Annotated in this window: 18 protein-coding genes; 10 read left to right on the plus strand and 8 right to left on the minus strand. The window is 57.4% G+C overall.

The window, feature by feature from the left end:
• Positions 1–63: 63 nt before the first annotated feature.
• Positions 64–378: a DUF2849 domain-containing protein gene (locus tag AC2FIS_RS02245; RefSeq protein ID WP_496704289.1), complete on the minus strand. Its 315-nt coding sequence runs from the start codon at positions 376–378 to the stop codon at positions 64–66.
• On the minus strand, positions 378–1154 hold the full coding sequence (gene cobA / locus AC2FIS_RS02250) for a uroporphyrinogen-III C-methyltransferase (RefSeq protein ID WP_496704288.1): 777 nt from the start codon (positions 1152–1154) through the stop codon (positions 378–380). The genes AC2FIS_RS02245 and cobA overlap by 1 nt, the downstream gene beginning before the upstream one ends.
• Positions 1155–1297: 143 nt before the next feature.
• Here cobA and AC2FIS_RS02255 point away from each other — a divergent pair, with 143 nt between their 5' ends.
• Positions 1298–1777: an Lrp/AsnC family transcriptional regulator gene (locus AC2FIS_RS02255; RefSeq protein ID WP_058271489.1), complete on the plus strand. Its 480-nt coding sequence runs from the start codon at positions 1298–1300 to the stop codon at positions 1775–1777.
• Here the strand turns inward: AC2FIS_RS02255 and AC2FIS_RS02260 are convergent.
• Positions 1774–2955: a cytochrome P450 gene (locus tag AC2FIS_RS02260; protein ID WP_496771811.1), complete on the minus strand. Its 1182-nt coding sequence runs from the start codon at positions 2953–2955 to the stop codon at positions 1774–1776. The genes AC2FIS_RS02255 and AC2FIS_RS02260 overlap by 4 nt on opposite strands.
• 47 nt (positions 2956–3002) lie before the next feature.
• On the opposite strand from AC2FIS_RS02260, the gene AC2FIS_RS02265 reads away from it, so the two are divergent.
• From AC2FIS_RS02265 to AC2FIS_RS02290, 6 genes are all read left to right on the plus strand, one after another.
• Positions 3003–4736 (plus strand): sensor histidine kinase, encoded by a 1734-nt coding sequence (locus AC2FIS_RS02265; protein ID WP_496771812.1) that lies wholly within the window; start codon positions 3003–3005, stop codon positions 4734–4736.
• On the plus strand, positions 4733–5962 hold the full coding sequence (locus AC2FIS_RS02270) for a sigma-54-dependent transcriptional regulator (protein WP_496771813.1): 1230 nt from the start codon (positions 4733–4735) through the stop codon (positions 5960–5962). The genes AC2FIS_RS02265 and AC2FIS_RS02270 overlap by 4 nt, the downstream gene beginning before the upstream one ends.
• Positions 5963–6333: 371 nt before the next feature.
• Positions 6334–7335, plus strand: coding sequence for a DctP family TRAP transporter solute-binding subunit (locus AC2FIS_RS02275; RefSeq protein WP_496771814.1), 1002 nt, complete (start codon positions 6334–6336; stop codon positions 7333–7335).
• Between the two features lie 115 nt (positions 7336–7450).
• Positions 7451–8128: a TRAP transporter small permease gene (locus AC2FIS_RS02280; protein WP_496771815.1), complete on the plus strand. Its 678-nt coding sequence runs from the start codon at positions 7451–7453 to the stop codon at positions 8126–8128.
• Complete coding sequence (locus tag AC2FIS_RS02285; protein ID WP_496771816.1) at positions 8128–9504, plus strand: TRAP transporter large permease; 1377 nt, start codon at positions 8128–8130, stop codon at positions 9502–9504. Before AC2FIS_RS02280 ends, AC2FIS_RS02285 begins: the two co-directional genes overlap by 1 nt.
• Positions 9505–9833: 329 nt before the next feature.
• Entirely contained in the window at positions 9834–10145 is a 312-nt protein-coding gene (locus AC2FIS_RS02290) for a DMT family transporter (RefSeq protein ID WP_496771817.1), read from the plus strand.
• Between the two features lie 2 nt (positions 10146–10147).
• Here AC2FIS_RS02290 and tpiA read toward each other — a convergent pair whose 3' ends face one another.
• Positions 10148–10897 carry a triose-phosphate isomerase gene (gene tpiA / locus AC2FIS_RS02295; protein ID WP_496771818.1) on the minus strand — a complete coding sequence of 250 codons (750 nt, stop codon included), beginning with the start codon at positions 10895–10897 and terminating at the stop codon, positions 10148–10150.
• A 121-nt stretch (positions 10898–11018) separates the two neighbouring features.
• On the opposite strand from tpiA, the gene AC2FIS_RS02300 reads away from it, so the two are divergent.
• Positions 11019–11930 (plus strand): isopenicillin N synthase family dioxygenase, encoded by a 912-nt coding sequence (locus AC2FIS_RS02300; protein ID WP_496771819.1) that lies wholly within the window; start codon positions 11019–11021, stop codon positions 11928–11930.
• Here AC2FIS_RS02300 and AC2FIS_RS02305 read toward each other — a convergent pair.
• Positions 11927–12292 carry a HesB/IscA family protein gene (locus AC2FIS_RS02305; RefSeq protein ID WP_058271498.1) on the minus strand — a complete coding sequence of 122 codons (366 nt, stop codon included), beginning with the start codon at positions 12290–12292 and terminating at the stop codon, positions 11927–11929. The genes AC2FIS_RS02300 and AC2FIS_RS02305 overlap by 4 nt on opposite strands.
• A gap of 199 nt (positions 12293–12491) precedes the next feature.
• On the opposite strand from AC2FIS_RS02305, the gene AC2FIS_RS02310 reads away from it, so the two are divergent.
• Entirely contained in the window at positions 12492–12827 is a 336-nt protein-coding gene (locus AC2FIS_RS02310; RefSeq protein WP_496771820.1) for a hypothetical protein, read from the plus strand.
• 98 nt (positions 12828–12925) lie between these two features.
• On the opposite strand, the gene AC2FIS_RS02315 is transcribed toward AC2FIS_RS02310, so the two are convergent.
• The 3 genes from AC2FIS_RS02315 to AC2FIS_RS02325 all read right to left on the minus strand — a co-directional run bounded on the left by AC2FIS_RS02315 (position 12926) and on the right by AC2FIS_RS02325 (position 14555).
• Positions 12926–13288, minus strand: coding sequence for an SUF system Fe-S cluster assembly protein (locus AC2FIS_RS02315; protein WP_058271500.1), 363 nt, complete (start codon positions 13286–13288; stop codon positions 12926–12928).
• Positions 13289–13386: 98 nt separating this feature from the next.
• On the minus strand, positions 13387–13665 hold the full coding sequence (locus tag AC2FIS_RS02320; RefSeq protein WP_108858729.1) for an NfeD family protein: 279 nt from the start codon (positions 13663–13665) through the stop codon (positions 13387–13389).
• Entirely contained in the window at positions 13665–14555 is an 891-nt protein-coding gene (locus AC2FIS_RS02325; RefSeq protein WP_058277825.1) for an SPFH domain-containing protein, read from the minus strand. The genes AC2FIS_RS02320 and AC2FIS_RS02325 overlap by 1 nt, the downstream gene beginning before the upstream one ends.
• Positions 14556–14732: 177 nt before the next feature.
• Between AC2FIS_RS02325 and AC2FIS_RS02330 the strand changes: the two genes are divergently transcribed.
• Positions 14733–15644: a nucleoside hydrolase gene (locus AC2FIS_RS02330; protein WP_496771821.1), complete on the plus strand. Its 912-nt coding sequence runs from the start codon at positions 14733–14735 to the stop codon at positions 15642–15644.
• Positions 15645–15660: the final 16 nt, after the last annotated feature.

Here is a 15660-nt window from a genome sequence, read left to right on the forward strand (position 1 = left end):
TGTCCTTAGTTGCAGCCCCGAACCTTGGGGCCTTGAGAAGAGGAGAGAGAGACGGGCCAGAGGTCAGGCCCGGGGCTGCGGGGAGGATTCCTGTTTGCCGTGGGCATAGTTGGACGGACCAGTGCGGCGGAAGTCTTCCCGGAAATGGGTGGGCTCGGGGCCATCTTCGCCGGCAATGGCGTCGGCCAGATATGCCCCGACGATTTTGTTGGCCTGGCGCGAGGCATCCAGAAGACGCACCTGCGCGTGGGCTTCGTCGGTGATCAACTCCGCCTCGGTCAGCTCGCGCGACCACCGATCGTCTTCGGTCAGATAGATGACGTCACCTTCCAACAGGTCGTTGGCGGTCACCACTTTGGGGGTAAAAGCGCGGGCCATCAGGCGTGCTCCTTCTTAAATTCGGTCAGGGCCGCGGTCGCTTGGCGCGGGGCGAGGCCATAAAAGGTCAGGGTGGGGCCGTCCATATCGGCGGCGTTCAAATCGGTGGGCAACTGGTCCAGCGTTGTTTCCAGAATGCGCTGATCGGGGCGCGTGGCGTTTTCGATCAGCGTCACCGGTGTTTGGCGATCCGCACCGTGCATGATCAGGCGGCCCTGAATGAAACGAGCGGACTTTTTGCCCATGTAGATCGCTGCAACCGAGCCAGCGCGTGCCAGAGCGGTCCAGTCGTGATCGGCAAAGCCCTTCATGTCGTGGCCGGTCAGAAAACGGACCGAAGAATTGCGCCCACGCCGTGTCAGGCTTTGACCAATTCCGGCAACCGCCGCCGATGCAGCTGTGATGCCCGGTACGATCCGCCACGAGATACCAGCAGCCTCAACCGCTTCAATCTCTTCATCAAGACGGCCAAATACGGTTGGATCGCCGGATTTCAGGCGCACGACGCGCTGACCTTTCAGGGCGTGCTCGACCAGCAGGGCGTCAATGTCTTCCTGTTTCCAAGACGGGCCGAAACCGGCCTTGCCAACATCGACCAGAACAGCGGTCTTTGCGGCCAATGCCAGGACCGCATCACTGATGAGGCGGTCATGCAGAACAACATCCGCGCGCTCGAAGGCTTTCAGCGCCTTGAGCGTCAGCAATTCAGGATCGCCCGGACCCGCGCCGACAAAGTCGACATGTCCTGTGCCATCATATGATTGCGTAAGCTGCATTTCGTGTCCCGAGTGTGGTTTGACTTGTGTTGCAATATAGGAAATATTCCCACCAATGCGCCATATAGGCGAACAAATAAGGACAAATGTTCCACGCCCACGGCAAAACGGGACATTGGTTTCGAAACGAAGGGAAATTTGGAATGTCGGTGCGGATTGATGATACGGATCGGAAAATTTTGGTCGAGCTGCAGCGGGACGCCAGTCAATCGCTGGACGAAATAGCCGCTCGTGTCGGCAGTTCCAAGACCCCGGTCTGGAATCGGATACGCAAGCTGAAAGGGGCCGGTGTGATCGGGCAGCAGACCGTTTTGCTGGACGCCGAAGCGCTGGGATTTGAAGCCACGTTTTTTGTTCTGATCCGAACGTCGGAACATGAGGCTGACTGGCAGCATAAATTCCTGAAAGCCCTGCGGGACAGGCCCGAAGTGCAAGAGGCGCATCGGCTGGCCGGAGACATCGACTATATCCTGAAAGTGCGGGTCAAGAACGCCCGTGCCTATGACGAATTCTATCAGGCGCTGATTTCAGAAGTGCGCGTTCACAACGTGACCGCCTTGCTGTCGATGGAAGAGATCAAGTCCACCACCATGCTGCCTCTGAAAGCGCTGATCGAAAGCTAGATCTGCACCATCAATTTGGTCAGCCCGTGGAAATGGTAAGTGTTCGAATACTCGGGCTCTGCGCTCAGGCGCAGGTTCGGATATCTGTCAAAAAGCGTGGACAGTGCGATGCGCATTTCCATCCGTGCCAGCGGGGCACCAACGCAAAAGTGCAGGCCGCCACCGAAACTGGTGTTCGTGACGATGGCGCGGGTGGGATCAAACCTGCCCGGGTCGCTCCAGATTGCTGGATCCCGGTTCGCAGCGCCTAGCAGTAATGCGACCTCATCACCACGTTTGAAACTGTGCCCAAATGCGTCGATGTTTTCATAAGCATAGCGGGTGAACATGTGCAGCGGCGGGTCATAGCGTAATATCTCTTCTACCGTGCGGTCGATGCTGTCCGGCGCAAAGTATTGCGGTCCGATGCCATTTTGCAAAACGGTCTTCACGCCGTTTCCAAGTGAATGCACGGTTGCTTCATGCCCGGCATTCAAAAGCAGGATGCAGGTGGCGACCAGTTCTTCGCGTGAGAGCTTTTCGCCATCTTCCTCGGCCACGATCAACCGTGTGATCAGATCGTCCTGCGGATCGCTGCGGCGCTGCTCGATGTAGTCAATCAGAAAGTCGGTGAATGCTTGGGATGAGGCTGCGGCAGCGGTCTCAGTCTCGGGCGTACGGCTGGCTTGATACATTGCCACCATATCATGTGACCAGCGGAGTAGGCTGGGTGACATATCCTCGGGCACGCCCAGAAGGCGGCAGATTGTGATGACCGGAATTTGGGTGCAAAAGGTAGAGAGCAAATCGAACGGCTGGTCGGGAAATGCGTCAATCAAAGAATGGGTTAGGTCGTGAATCGAAGGTTCCAGCGCCGATATGGCACGCGACGTGAATGCCCGCATCACCAACGCGCGCAAGCGTGTGTGTCTTGGCGGTTCGGCTTCCAGCAACGAATGCGCCTCGACCGCCAGCCAAGGGGCAAGATGCGCCGGACCTGGGGTTCGCATTTCTTCGGGCACTTCCCGACCAAAGCGGCGGTCTTTCAGAAGGGCCGAGACCGCCCGGTGTGATACAGCCGCAACTTTCCCATAGTCCTCCCAATAGACCAGATCACCGCTCGCGCGGGCCTTATCATAGAGCGGGTAGGGGTTTTGCACGAATTCCGGATCGACCGGAGATTGAAATACCGTCTTCATGCGGCGCAGACTTGCCATGCGGCGCGCCGAATGCAAGACCCTATATCATGCAACGCGTTTGGGTAATTCTGGGATTTTTGTTTGCTGTCGGCCTGTTGGCCGCTGGTGTCTGGTCCTATGGCTACCGTCAAGCGCTGTCGCAGCTCAGCGAAAAGGCCGAGGCTGACCTTGAACTGGCTGCTGACCGGCTCAGCACTCAGATGCAGGTCTATCAGGAACTGGCCGTGCTGATGGCCACGCATCCGGTCCTGCGCGCCCTAGAGACACCAGTGCAACAACGGGCGGCGCGCGCGATATTGCTGGACGTCGCCGACAAAACCTCGGCCGTCAACATGATGTATCTTGATCGAAGCGGTCAGGTGCTGGCCTCGGCGCAGCCGGTTGTGTGGCCAAACATGGCGGACCATCCCGCGTTTCGGCGCGCATTGCAGGGCGCAATGGGCAGCGCGCATGGGGTAGTGGAAAGCAGCGGAGATCGCACCTATTCCTACGCCGCCCCAGCCTTTGGCGATGCTGGTCAGGTTGAAGGTGTATTGATCGTTGTGGCCGATGTGCAAGATGTGGAACAGACCTGGCGCGGCAGTACCGAGGCGGTGTTCTTCACCGACGGGGACGGTGTCGTCTTTATCTCAAACCGATCGGATCTGCTGTTTTGGCACCGGGATGAGGGTCAATTGGGCCTGACACCCCCAGACGGCGGATTGGTCGATTTTGCTTCGGTTCTGGTCGGTCCACACGAGGTCTGGCAGCTGAACTGGGGACGGTATCTGCCCAGCCGCGCATTACACCTGATGCTGGATTTGCCGGTGATCGACATGACGGCTGAGGTTCTGGTGGATGTGGCCCCCGCGCGGCGTTTGGCGGGGTTGCAGGCGGCAACCGTAGCTGCAATCTGTCTGGCCTTCGGCGCGCTGCTGTATCTGGCGACCGAACGCAGGCGCACATTGGCCGAGGCCAACACGATTCTGGAAAGCCGGGTCGCGCAACGGACGCATGCGTTGACAGCTGCAAACACTGCTCTGCGCCATGAAGTGCGTGAACGTGAAGACGCAGAAGCGGCTCTGAAACACGCTCAGGAAGAGCTGATCCAGGCAGGTAAACTCAGCGCGTTGGGCCAGATGTCGGCCGGTATTAGTCACGAACTGAACCAACCGCTGATGGCAATCCAGCAATTCGCAGACAATGGCGCGGCTTTTCTATCCCGCGGCCGGGATGAGAAAGCGTCGGAGAACCTGACGCGTATCTCTGCTATGGCGGCGCGCATGGCGCGTATCATCAAGAACCTGCGTGCCTTTTCGCGCAACGAAAGTGAACCGATGGGCAAGGTTAACCTGATTCAGGTGATCGATACGGCGGTCGAGTTGACCGAGGCGCGATTGCGGACCGAGGATGTCGGTATGGATTGGGCCCCGCCCAATAACCCGGTTTACGCATGGGGCGGCGAAGTGCGGTTGGTTCAGGTGTTCGTCAACCTGATTAACAATGCCGCCGACGCGATGAGTGGGCAAGACGACCGCCTCATTCGCATTGCGATCGACCGCGGCGACAAGCTGGCCGTGACTGTCCGCGATATCGGCCCGGGCATCGAAAACTCGGAAAAACTGTTCGAACCGTTCTATACGACCAAGGCTGTCGGATCCTCTGAGGGGATGGGGCTTGGGCTTTCGATCTCGTATGGTCTGGTGCAAAGCTTTGGGGGTAACATCCGGGGTGCAAATCTGGACACCGGGGCGCTGTTTACCGTCGAGCTTGAGCCTTTCACGGAGCACGAGGTCGCATGACGCGGAAAATTCTACTGGTTGATGACGACGCTGCCGTCCGCGAAGCTTTGGCGCAAACGCTTGAGCTGGCAGATTATGATCCGGTTACGGCGGGATCCTTTGTGGCAGCTAAAGACCATATTCGCGCCGACTTTCTGGGCGTGATCGTTTCGGACATCCGTATGCCGGGCCGGGATGGTTTTCATCTGCTGAACTACGCGCGTGAGGTTGATCCAGACTTGCCCGTTGTCCTGTTGACCGGTGAGGGCGACATCCCGATGGCGGTGCAGGCCATGGGACAGGGAGCTTTTGATTTTCTGGAAAAGCCATGTGCGGCGGCGGACCTGCTGCCCGTGTTGGAACGAGCCTTTGACGCGCGCGCGCAGGTGATCGAACAGCGTGCCCTCAAATCAGAGCTTGAGCGCGGCGATCCTGCAGCGCGGCTTTTGTTCGGCCTTTCCTCACAGGCCGAGGCCCTGCGTGAACGAGTCCGATCCGTCGCCCCCACCGGGGCAGAAGTTCTGGTAACCGGGCCACCGGGCAGCGGGATATCGAAAGTGGCCGAAGTCGTTCATCTGATGTCGCCGGTCGGGCAGGGGCCGTTCGTCAAGCGCCCGGCCTCAGGGCTGACGCCCGAGGGGTTGGTACGCGTGTGCGAAGATGCGGCCGGTGGGTCGTTGTTCTTGGATGAGGTTTCGGCCATGCCAGACGCCACGCAATACGCCGCGCTTGAAATGATAGAGCAGGGCACCGGTTCACGGATTGTCGCGGGAACAACCGCAGATCTGGCGGCGCTGTCAGTGCAGGGCAACTTCAATGCCGACCTGTTCTATCGCTTGGATGTCATGCGTGTGCGCATCCCGTCGCTGGCGGAACGACCCGAAGATATACCTGTGATCTTTCGCCATTATGTCGCGCAAGCGGCAGAACAGGCGGGCATTGCCGAGCCCGAGATAACCTCGGAGCAACTTGCGTCACTGATGGCCAGCGATTGGCCGGGTAACGCCAGATCACTGATGTCGGCGGCGATGCGGTTCGTGTTGGGGATGCCGGAAGAGGTTGCACGTGCCGCCGATCTGGGGCTGAACGAGCAAATGGCGCGCGTAGAGCGGTCGTTGCTGATTGCCGCGTTGGGTCGGCACAATGGCAAAGCCTCGGATGCGGCAAGAGCGTTGAAACTGCCGCGCAAGACATTTTACGACAAACTGACGCGCTATCAGATTCGCCCCGAGGATTATCGGCGCTAACGGGGGCTCCCGCCGCCTTTGACTGCATTATCATGCATTTAAAGGCGTTGGGCCGGGCAGCCTGCATTCGCAGGCTGAGGGTGGTCACCAGAGAATTAGGGGGTGAGTCGTTCGATCTGATTCGAAGTGCGTGCGGAAATCCGCACATCCGGGGGAATAGATGTGCGGATTTTCGCACAACAGGTAGTGTCACTGCCTTTTGATGGCGGGGAAGTGTCTTCTAAAACTATGAAATAAAACAAAAATATTTGATCTTTCCAGATTTCGAACAAAAAGTTGAGCGGTGTCCCTTGATTCGCTTCACTGCGCCACACGAGACGCCGATCTGGCGTTGACTGAAGGTTTCATGGAAGTCTGGGAGGAAAAGACAGATGAAATTCCTGACAACTGCCGCTACTGCGCTGGCGTTGAGTGTTACAGCAACCGCCGGTATGGCCGCGTGTGATGACGGCGAGATTGTCGTCAAGTTCGCGCATGTCACGAACAGTGACAAACACCCCAAGGGCATCGCGGCATCGCTGCTGGAGCAGCGCGTCAATGACGAGATGAATGGCGTGATGTGCATTGAGGTCTATCCGAACTCAACGCTCTATAATGACGACAAGGTGCTTGAGGCGATGCTGCAAGGCGACGTCCAGTTGGCCGCGCCGTCGCTGTCGAAATTCGAGAAGTTTACCAAGCAATTCCGTCTGTTCGACCTGCCGTTCATGTTCAAGAACATCGATGCCGTGGATGCATTCCAGGCTTCGGCGGATGGTCAGGCCATGAAGGACAGCATGCAGCGCCGCGGCCTGCAGGGGCTCGCGTTCTGGCACAATGGCATGAAGCAGATGTCGGCCAACAAACCGCTCGAGGCTCCGTCGGATGCCGAAGGCCTGAAATTCCGTGTTCAATCCTCGGACGTTCTGGTCGCCCAAATGGAAGCCATTGGCGGTAGCCCGCAGAAAATGGCGTTCTCGGAAGTTTACGGTGCGCTGCAGCAGGGCGTTGTGGATGGCCAAGAAAACACCTGGTCCAACATCTACGGCAAGAAGTTCTTCGAAGTGCAGGACGGCATCACCGAGACCAACCATGGCATCATCGACTATCTGGTCGTGACATCGGTTGACTGGCTGGACAGTCTTGATCCCGAAGTGCGCGATCAGTTCCTGACCATTCTGGGCGAAGTGACCGAGACACGGAACAAGGAAGCCTTCTCGGTGAACGAAGCAGCCAAGGCTTCAATCACTGATGCCGGCGGCATCATCCGCGAACTGAACCCCGAACAGCGTCAGGCCTGGGTCGATGCGATGAAGCCCGTTTGGGACCAGTTTTCCGATGACGTAGGTCAGGATAAGATCGACGCCGCTCAGGCCATCAACGCCGGGTTCTGATCCCGGTTGAGGCCGCGTGTCTTAAGACTGGGGAGTGGCGGACACGCAGGCCGGGCGGGCCGAAATTTGGCCCGTCACACCCAACTCTCATCACCAATAATGTGGGGACAGAAAAATGTCTGGTTCGAAACTCGGCCAAGGCGGGCTGATCGACCATATCGAAGAGACCCTGATTGCGGCGCTGTTAGGTCTGATGACGGTCGTGACCTTCGCCAATGTGATCGCGCGGTTTGTCTTCAATTCCAACATCTTATGGGCGCTAGAGCTGACAGTTTTCACCTTTGGCTGGCTGGTGTTGTTGGGCGCGTCTTATGCGGTCAAAAAGCACGCACATCTGGGTGTGGATGCGATCCTGAACATGCTGGCCCCGGCGCCGCGCCGTATTCTGGCGCTGATCTCGGTGGCGTGTTGTCTGGTGTTCTCACTTTTGCTGCTGAAAGGGTCGTATGACTACTGGGCCGTGTTTGCGGACCTGCCGCCCACATCCGGTCGCTGGTTCCCGACTGGGTTCAATTTCGATGCACGCAGCCAGAGTTTCTACGAAGTTGACGATATTCCGATGGTCGCGCCACTGCGCTTCCTTGAGGATCTGATCAACTACGGCGAGGGGTATGAAAAATTGCCCAAGGTGGTGCCGTATCTGGTGCTGCCGGTGTCGATGCTGCTTCTAGTGATCCGCTTTGCTCAAGTCGCAGTACAAATCTGGCGTGGTGAGACCGACCGTCTTGTTGCCAGCCACGAAGTCGAGGACGAGATCGAAGAAGTCCGGGCTCAGCAAGGAGAGCATGACTAATGGACGTCGTACTTCTATTCTCTATGGTCATCGGCCTGTTGCTGATCGGTGTGCCGATTGCGGTGGCCCTGGGCCTCAGCTCGACCTTGTTTCTGCTGATTTATTCCGACAGTTCGTTGGCTTCGGTCGCGGGAACCCTGTTCGAAGCCTTTGAAGGCCACTTTACGCTGCTGGCGATCCCGTTCTTCATTCTGGCCTCGTCCTTCATGACAACGGGCGGCGTGGCACGGCGGATCATCCGGTTCTCGATTGCCTGCGTCGGACACCTGCCGGGCGGTCTGGCCATCGCGGGCGTATTTGCCTGTATGATGTTCGCGGCGCTTTCAGGCTCTTCTCCGGCCACCGTGGTGGCCATCGGTTCCATTGTAATCGCCGGAATGCGGCAGGTTGGATACTCGAAAGAGTTCGCCGCCGGGGTGATCTGCAACGCGGGCACGCTGGGAATTCTGATCCCGCCATCCATTGTGATGGTGGTCTATGCTGCTGCGGTCGAAGTCTCGGTCGGTCGGATGTTCCTTGCGGGCGTAATTCCCGGCCTTTTGGCGGGGCTGATGCTGATGGTCACGATTTACGTCATGGCCAAGGTCAAGAACCTGCCGAAAGGTGACTGGAAAGGGTGGGGCGAAGTCTTTACCTCGGCGCGCGAAGCTGGTTGGGGCCTGTTCCTGATCGTGATTATTCTGGGTGGTATCTATGGCGGGATCTTTACCCCGACCGAGGCCGCTGCGGTTGCTGCCGTTTATGCCTTCTTCATCGCCAGCTTTGTCTACAAGGACATGGGGCCGCTAAGCACCGATGGGAATACGCAGAAAATCCCACTGTTGAAAAAGCCCTATGCTCTGGTCACCGCGTTCTTCCACCCCGATACCAAGCATACCTTGTTCGAGGCCGGCAAGCTGACTGTGACATTGCTGTTTGTCATCGCCAACGCGCTGATCCTTAAACACGTTCTGACCGATGAGCAGGTACCACAGCATATTGCCAATGCGATGCTGTCTGCAGGTCTGGGACCGGTTACTTTCCTGATCGTGGTCAACGTAATCCTGCTGATCGGTGGTCAGTTCATGGAACCTTCGGGACTGTTGGTCATCGTGGCACCTTTGGTGTTCCCGATCGCCATCGAGTTGGGCATCGACCCAATCCATTTGGGCATCATCATGGTGGTGAACATGGAGATTGGGATGATCACTCCGCCGGTCGGTCTGAACCTGTTCGTGACCTCGGGCGTTGCCGGAATGCCGATGATGAGCGTTGTGAAGGCGGCGCTGCCGTTCCTGGCCGTATTGTTCGTCTTCCTGATCATGGTGACGTACATACCGTGGATTTCGACTTACCTGCCCAACACCTTTATGGGGCCGGAAATCGTGACGAACTAGCGGGTCAGACCGCGACAAGACAAGGCTGGGTCTATACCAGACCCGGCCTTTTTTGTGCCGCTATTCTTAAAGTATTCAGCGCCCGGCGAGATCCCGCGATAGGTCCGGCGACGGTGTGACCTCCATACCCGGATGCTGTCATCTGGGGCAGGGATCACCGAAGGGCGCGACGCTTGCTGGGTTTTTTGTTTCGCACCCCTATGGAGATTATGATCTGCACGCCGCGCCCTCTTGAATACCGGGCAAGAGAATTTATGTAGGGGAAAGAGGACGACCTCGCCGATTTGGCTGATCATTCGGGACGACCCGAAGAGATATGAGGTGTCCAAATGCCCTGGATATTCTTGCTATTCGCCGGTCTGCTGGAAATTGTTTGGGCAGTGGCCATGAAGCAATCTGCTGGTTTTACGCGCCTGTGGCCAACGACGGTGATGGGCGCGTCGATGATCGGGTCGTTTGGATTACTGGCGTTGGCTATGCGGGATCTGCCCTTAGGCACGGCCTATACGATCTGGACCGGCATCGGCGCCGTCGGTGCCTTCATGATCGGCGTGATGTTTCTGGGTGAGGCGCTGACCGCGCCCCGCCTAGTCGCGGCGGCCCTGATTGTGGCCGGGCTGGTGACGATGAAATTGGCTTGACCTCAGGCCTTTTGCAGGGCGTCGATAATACCGGAAAAGTCTTCGGCCTTCAGGCTTGCGCCGCCCACCAGCGCCCCGTCTACGTTGGAGACGGCAAAGATTTCGGCTGCGTTGCCCGGTTTGACCGAACCGCCATAAAGCAACCGGACCGAGCGGCCAACGCCTTCGCCAAATCGACGCTCAAGCCGGGCGCGGATGAAGTCGTGCACTTCTCCGATCTCGTCCAGTGTGGGGACTTTGCCAGTGCCAATGGCCCAGATCGGTTCATAGGCGACAACCAGGTTCTCACCGGTCGACTGATCTGGGATCGAGCCGGACATCTGACCACCGATGATGTCCAGCGTGTTCGCAGCCTCGCGCTGTTCCAAACTTTCGCCGACGCAAATGATGGTTTTCAGGCCTGCGTCCATCGCGGAACGTGCTTTGGCGCGGACATCCTCATTCTGCTCGCCGTGATCTTCGCGCCGCTCTGAATGCCCAAGAATGACGGCGCTTGCCCCTGCATCAACCAGCATCTGAGCACTGACATCGCCGGTATGTGCGCCGGATTCGGCTGCATGGCAATCTTGACCGCCGACGGCAATTTCGGTGTCTTTCACCGCCTCTGCCGCGCGATGCAGCAGGGTTGCCGGTGGGCAAATCAAGACGTCCACCGATGCATCAGGAAACGATGTAGCCAGCGACTGAAGCTCGGGCAAAGCAGCCGCCGTTCCGTTCATTTTCCAGTTTCCAGCTGCCAGCTTGCGCCGCATAACGCGTACCCCCAAATAAGTCGTTGTTTGCTCATCGGATAGCACCACCAGCCGAGCCTGACAATTCCGGTTGCAAAGGTCCGACCACAACGGCAGGTTCCGCGTTATTGTGGAGGGCGGCATGATCGACGATCTGGATCTGAGAAAACTGGATGAACGCGAGGCTTCAGAGATGGCAATGCTGCTGCATGCCATTGGTGAAGTTGGGTTTCTAACGGTGTCCAACACCGGGTTGAACGCCGGTCAAGTCCGAAACGTGATCGAGGTGTATCGCGACTTCTTCCATTTGCCGGACGCCCAGAAAAAAACCGTTGATATGGCGATGACGGGTTCAAACCGAGGGTGGGGCGCGCCGCGATCAGAACAGGTCGACCCAAAGGCCAATCCGGATTTCAAGGAAGTGTTCGACTGTGGTTACGAATTGCCTGCGGGCAATTCTTATGCCGGAAAAGGGCTCAGTGTGTATGCTCCGAACCTGTGGCCGAATAATCCCGTGGATTTCCAGCATATTATCAGATCTTACTACAGTGACGCTTGCAATGTGGCGATGCGCGTTCTTCGGGCCATTGCGGTCGCTTTGGGCCGGGATGAACTCAGCTTTGACCGTGCCTTTGACACGCCAATGGCCCTATTGCGCGGGAACTACTATCCAGAACGCCCGGCATGGGCAGGTGATCGGGATTTTGGCATCGGGGCGCATACAGACTACGGGTGTCTGACATTGCTGGCCACGGACGGGGTCTCAGGGCTTGAGGTCCGCATGCCGGATAACAGCTGGCAACCTGTCTCTGCGGCGCCTGGTACATTCATCATCAACTTTGGAGAGATGCTGGAATTCTGGACCGCCGGAAAAGTCAAAGCCACCGAGCATCGCGTCATAGGCGGGACGCAGGAACGCATTTCGGTCCCGCTTTTCTTTAACCCGTCCTACGACACCAATGTTGCTCCGCCAAGCTCAGGCAAAACGATCAGCGCAGGTGACCATCTTACCCGGCGCTACAACGAAACCTATCTGCACCTGCAGGCGACTTAGTTTTGTGTGGAAAGCGTCTCGTCAAATTTGATGGATTCGCCGCAACCGCAAGCGTCCACGACATTCGGGTTGCGGAACTTGAACCCGGCTTCCAGAAGCGAGACCTCATAGTCGATTTCAGTTCCGAACAAGAACATCTGCGCCATTGGCGCGATCATGATGCGGGCACCGTCCTGTTCGACCACTTCGTCATTGGTATCGGCTTCATCCACGTAGTCCATGGTGTATTCCATGCCAGCGCAGCCGCCTTTCTTGACGCCAATGCGCAACCCGGCGTGACCGCCGGTCGCCATCAGGCGCGCGATCTGCTCGGCCGCTTTGGTCGTCATTGTCACGGCCTGTTTGCCGGGAATGCCAAACATGATGGTCTCCGTTGCGCTACGTTATCCCCAATCTAGGGCCGAGAGACGTCAGGCTCAAGACATAGCAGACCTGCTGACCTAAGTTTTACCGGCGGTGATGTCGCCAAACGACCAACTACCACAGCAAACTTGCGTCACTCTCGGTCTTCGCCTTAGCCTGACGGTTGTAACAAGATATTTGAGCGAAGGGCGAAGGAAGATGGTAAAGATCAGGCATTTCCACAGAAAAATCATCACGATACAAGCTATTGCTACGGTGTTTCTGACCGCAGGTCTGGCGCATGCAGCAACGGATGGCGCTCGGCATCCGGTGAATTGCGCAACCGCCGAGGGGGATCTTCGGGCTATCGCCGCAGAAAAGAAGCACGCAGAAGACCAGCAGGCAGAAAGTATCATTGCGATTACCCCAGCAGGTGCATTGCTGGGACTGGCCACGGGGACCGAGAAGAAAAGGCTCAGCATGTTGAATGGCGATTACGTCAAAGAGCTAGATCAACGCGCGGCTGAGATAAAATCGACCTGCGGCGTGGAATAGGCCGCTCGAGTCCTTTGACGAAAAAAGGGCTGCCCCGGTTCATGGACAGCCCATTTTGTTATCCTTCAATGCTTTACTCGGTAAAGCTGAGCGAAATTCTACATGAAGCCCAGTTCAAGACGCGCTTCGTCCGACATCATTTCCATGCCCCAGGGGGGCTCCCATGTCAGCTCGACGTCAACCTCTTTGACGCCAGCGACCGGTTCGATGGCTTCGACAATCCAGCCCGGCATTTCACCGGCGACCGGGCATCCGGGTGCGGTCAGTGTCATGATGACCTTCACCGCGTTTTCCTTGGTGATGTCAATCGTGTAGATCAGACCCAGATCGTAGATATTCACCGGAATCTCAGGGTCGAAGACGGATCTGCAAGCCTCGACCACGGAATCGTAGAGTGGATGATCGATGGTCGAAGGCGCGATCAGCGGCGTACCTTCGAACTGTTCACTTGGATGGGTCATTCGTGCCTCGGGGCTGTTACCTGAGAAATTATATAGGGAAAGGCTGGGGCAGCGTCCAGTGGTGCCGTGTGGCCCCCGGGACGCTGCGTCGATTTGGATCAATCGTTGATATCGTGGCGGAAGGTTTTCACCTGGCCATGGGGCAGGGCGAACATGCGCCGCAGGATCAGCCAGGCCACAAGCGAAAGACCCGCAAAGATCAAAAGCAAGACCGCCAGGCTCGGGGCAAAACCGGGGATCACAAGCAAAAGCCCTGTGACCGCCGCTCCAATCGCAAAGCCAAGAAAGATGAACCCCGGCAAGACGATCTCAAGTATGCCCAGAGCTAGCGCTCCGGCCAGCCAGAGCCACCATGTTAGCCAGAAGGGATCAGCCATTACTTTCCTCCTTTCAACATCTTGAAGGCATCGCCAAAGGCCTCAAGCGCATTGGCGGGAACCACGATGGTCTGCGACCCGGTGCCGTTACCCAGCGCGTTCAGGGATTCGACCTGCTTCAACGCGACCTGATACTGGGCAGCCTCGATACCATTGTCCTGAATGGCCTTGGCGACCACGCCGGTTGCATAAGCTTCGGCCTCGGCCTGAATACGGCGGGCTTTTGCGGTCTGCTCGGCCGCATAAAGTTCCGCGTCGGCATTCAATTCGACCGAACGTTTCTGACCTTCAGCCTCGGTCACCTGCGCGCGGCGGGCGCGTTCGGCGTTCAACTGCTGCAACATCGCATCGCGTGTGGCCTGATCCAGGTTTACGTCCAGAATCTCGGCGCGGGTGACTTCGATCCCCCAGTCGTCAACGGCAGTTTCGACGCTTTCCTGAATGCGTTCAATCAGTTGCGCGCGATTGGACTGCACCTCATCCAGATCCATTTTACCGATTTCGGCACGGACGATACCTGCAACGGTTGTTGCAATCGCTCCGTCGACGTCACGGATACGGTACACGGTCTTTTCCGGTTCAAGAATGCGGTAGAACACCGAGGTATCGATCTGAACCAGAACGTTGTCCTTGGTGATCGCGTCCTGCGTCGCATTCGGTAGCTGGCGTTCAAGAATGGATATCTTGTGACGCGCAACATCAAGAAAAGGAACGATAAAGTTGATTCCGGGGCCAAGCACCGAGTGCAGGCGGCCAAAGCGTTCAACCACGTATTTTTCGGACTGAGGCACAATTTTGATGCCTTTGAAAATAACGACGACAATCAGAACTGCCGCAAGCAGGTAAATGATGTTCGATGTTAGCAACCCAATGATCTGTTCTTCGGTCATATCTGTCCTCTGTATTATTGTGTACTATGGTATACACTTGGGGATTGACTCGCCCATTTTCAACTCTGGTATGGCGGGAATGGGGATAGATGCAAATCTCTGAAAACCACAATGTAGCGTGGAATATTTTGAATGTGGCTGCTTTGCATCCGGTTGTGATTGCGCTATCGGGCGGGGATGAAACTGATAATTGATACAGATCCGGGCATCGACGATGCGATGGCCATTGCCTATGCCGCCGCTGCACCAGAAATAGACCTGATCGGCCTGACCACGGTTTTCGGCAACACGCATGTGCACCAATCCAGCCGCAACGCGCGGTTCTTGCTCCATAAACTGGGACTGGACGCGCCAGTGGCTGAGGGGGCGCCGCTTCCAGTTGGTGCGACCACATACGACCCGTCCGAGCACGTGCACGGCCCCGAAGGATTCGGTGATTTGACTGACATCCCGCAGATTGGGGAAAATCACCCCCTGACAGCGGCCGAATTCCTTGTCGAGCAGGCGCGGGAACACAAGGGTGAGTTGGTCGTCTGCGCCATTGGTCCGTTGACCAATGTCGCCGATGCCATGCGATTGGACCCAGAGTTTGCAGGCAACATCAAGCGATTGGTGATCATGGGCGGTGCCGTGTTTTGCCCCGGGAACATCACGGAGCATGCCGAGGCCAACATCTATCACGATGCGCAGGCTGCGGATGCAGTGTTCGCGTCTCCGCCGGATACCGTTCTGGTCGGCTTGGATGTCACGCTGAAAACTCTGTACGAGACTGCGGATTTTGATGCATTGGCGGCGCGTTCCGCGGACATGGGCGGGTTCCTGCGCGACATTTCGAAATTCTACCTGAAGTTCTACAAGGATATCGGCGGATTGGAGGGGTGTGGCCTGCACGACTCGACGGCCGTGATTGCCTGTACGCATGAACCCATGTTCGATATAGTCGAAACCGGGCTTCAGGTTTTGGTGGATGGCCCGCAAATCGGGGCAACCCGACCGGATGCCAACAGACCAACGGTGCGCGTATGCCGGGATGTGGACGGGGCAGGGGTTGTCAGCCTGTTCACTGACCGCGTTGCGTCATTGCCCTGACGGCTTGCAATACCAG

The sequence above is a fragment of the Ruegeria sp. CDSB113 genome (assembly GCF_059611045.1).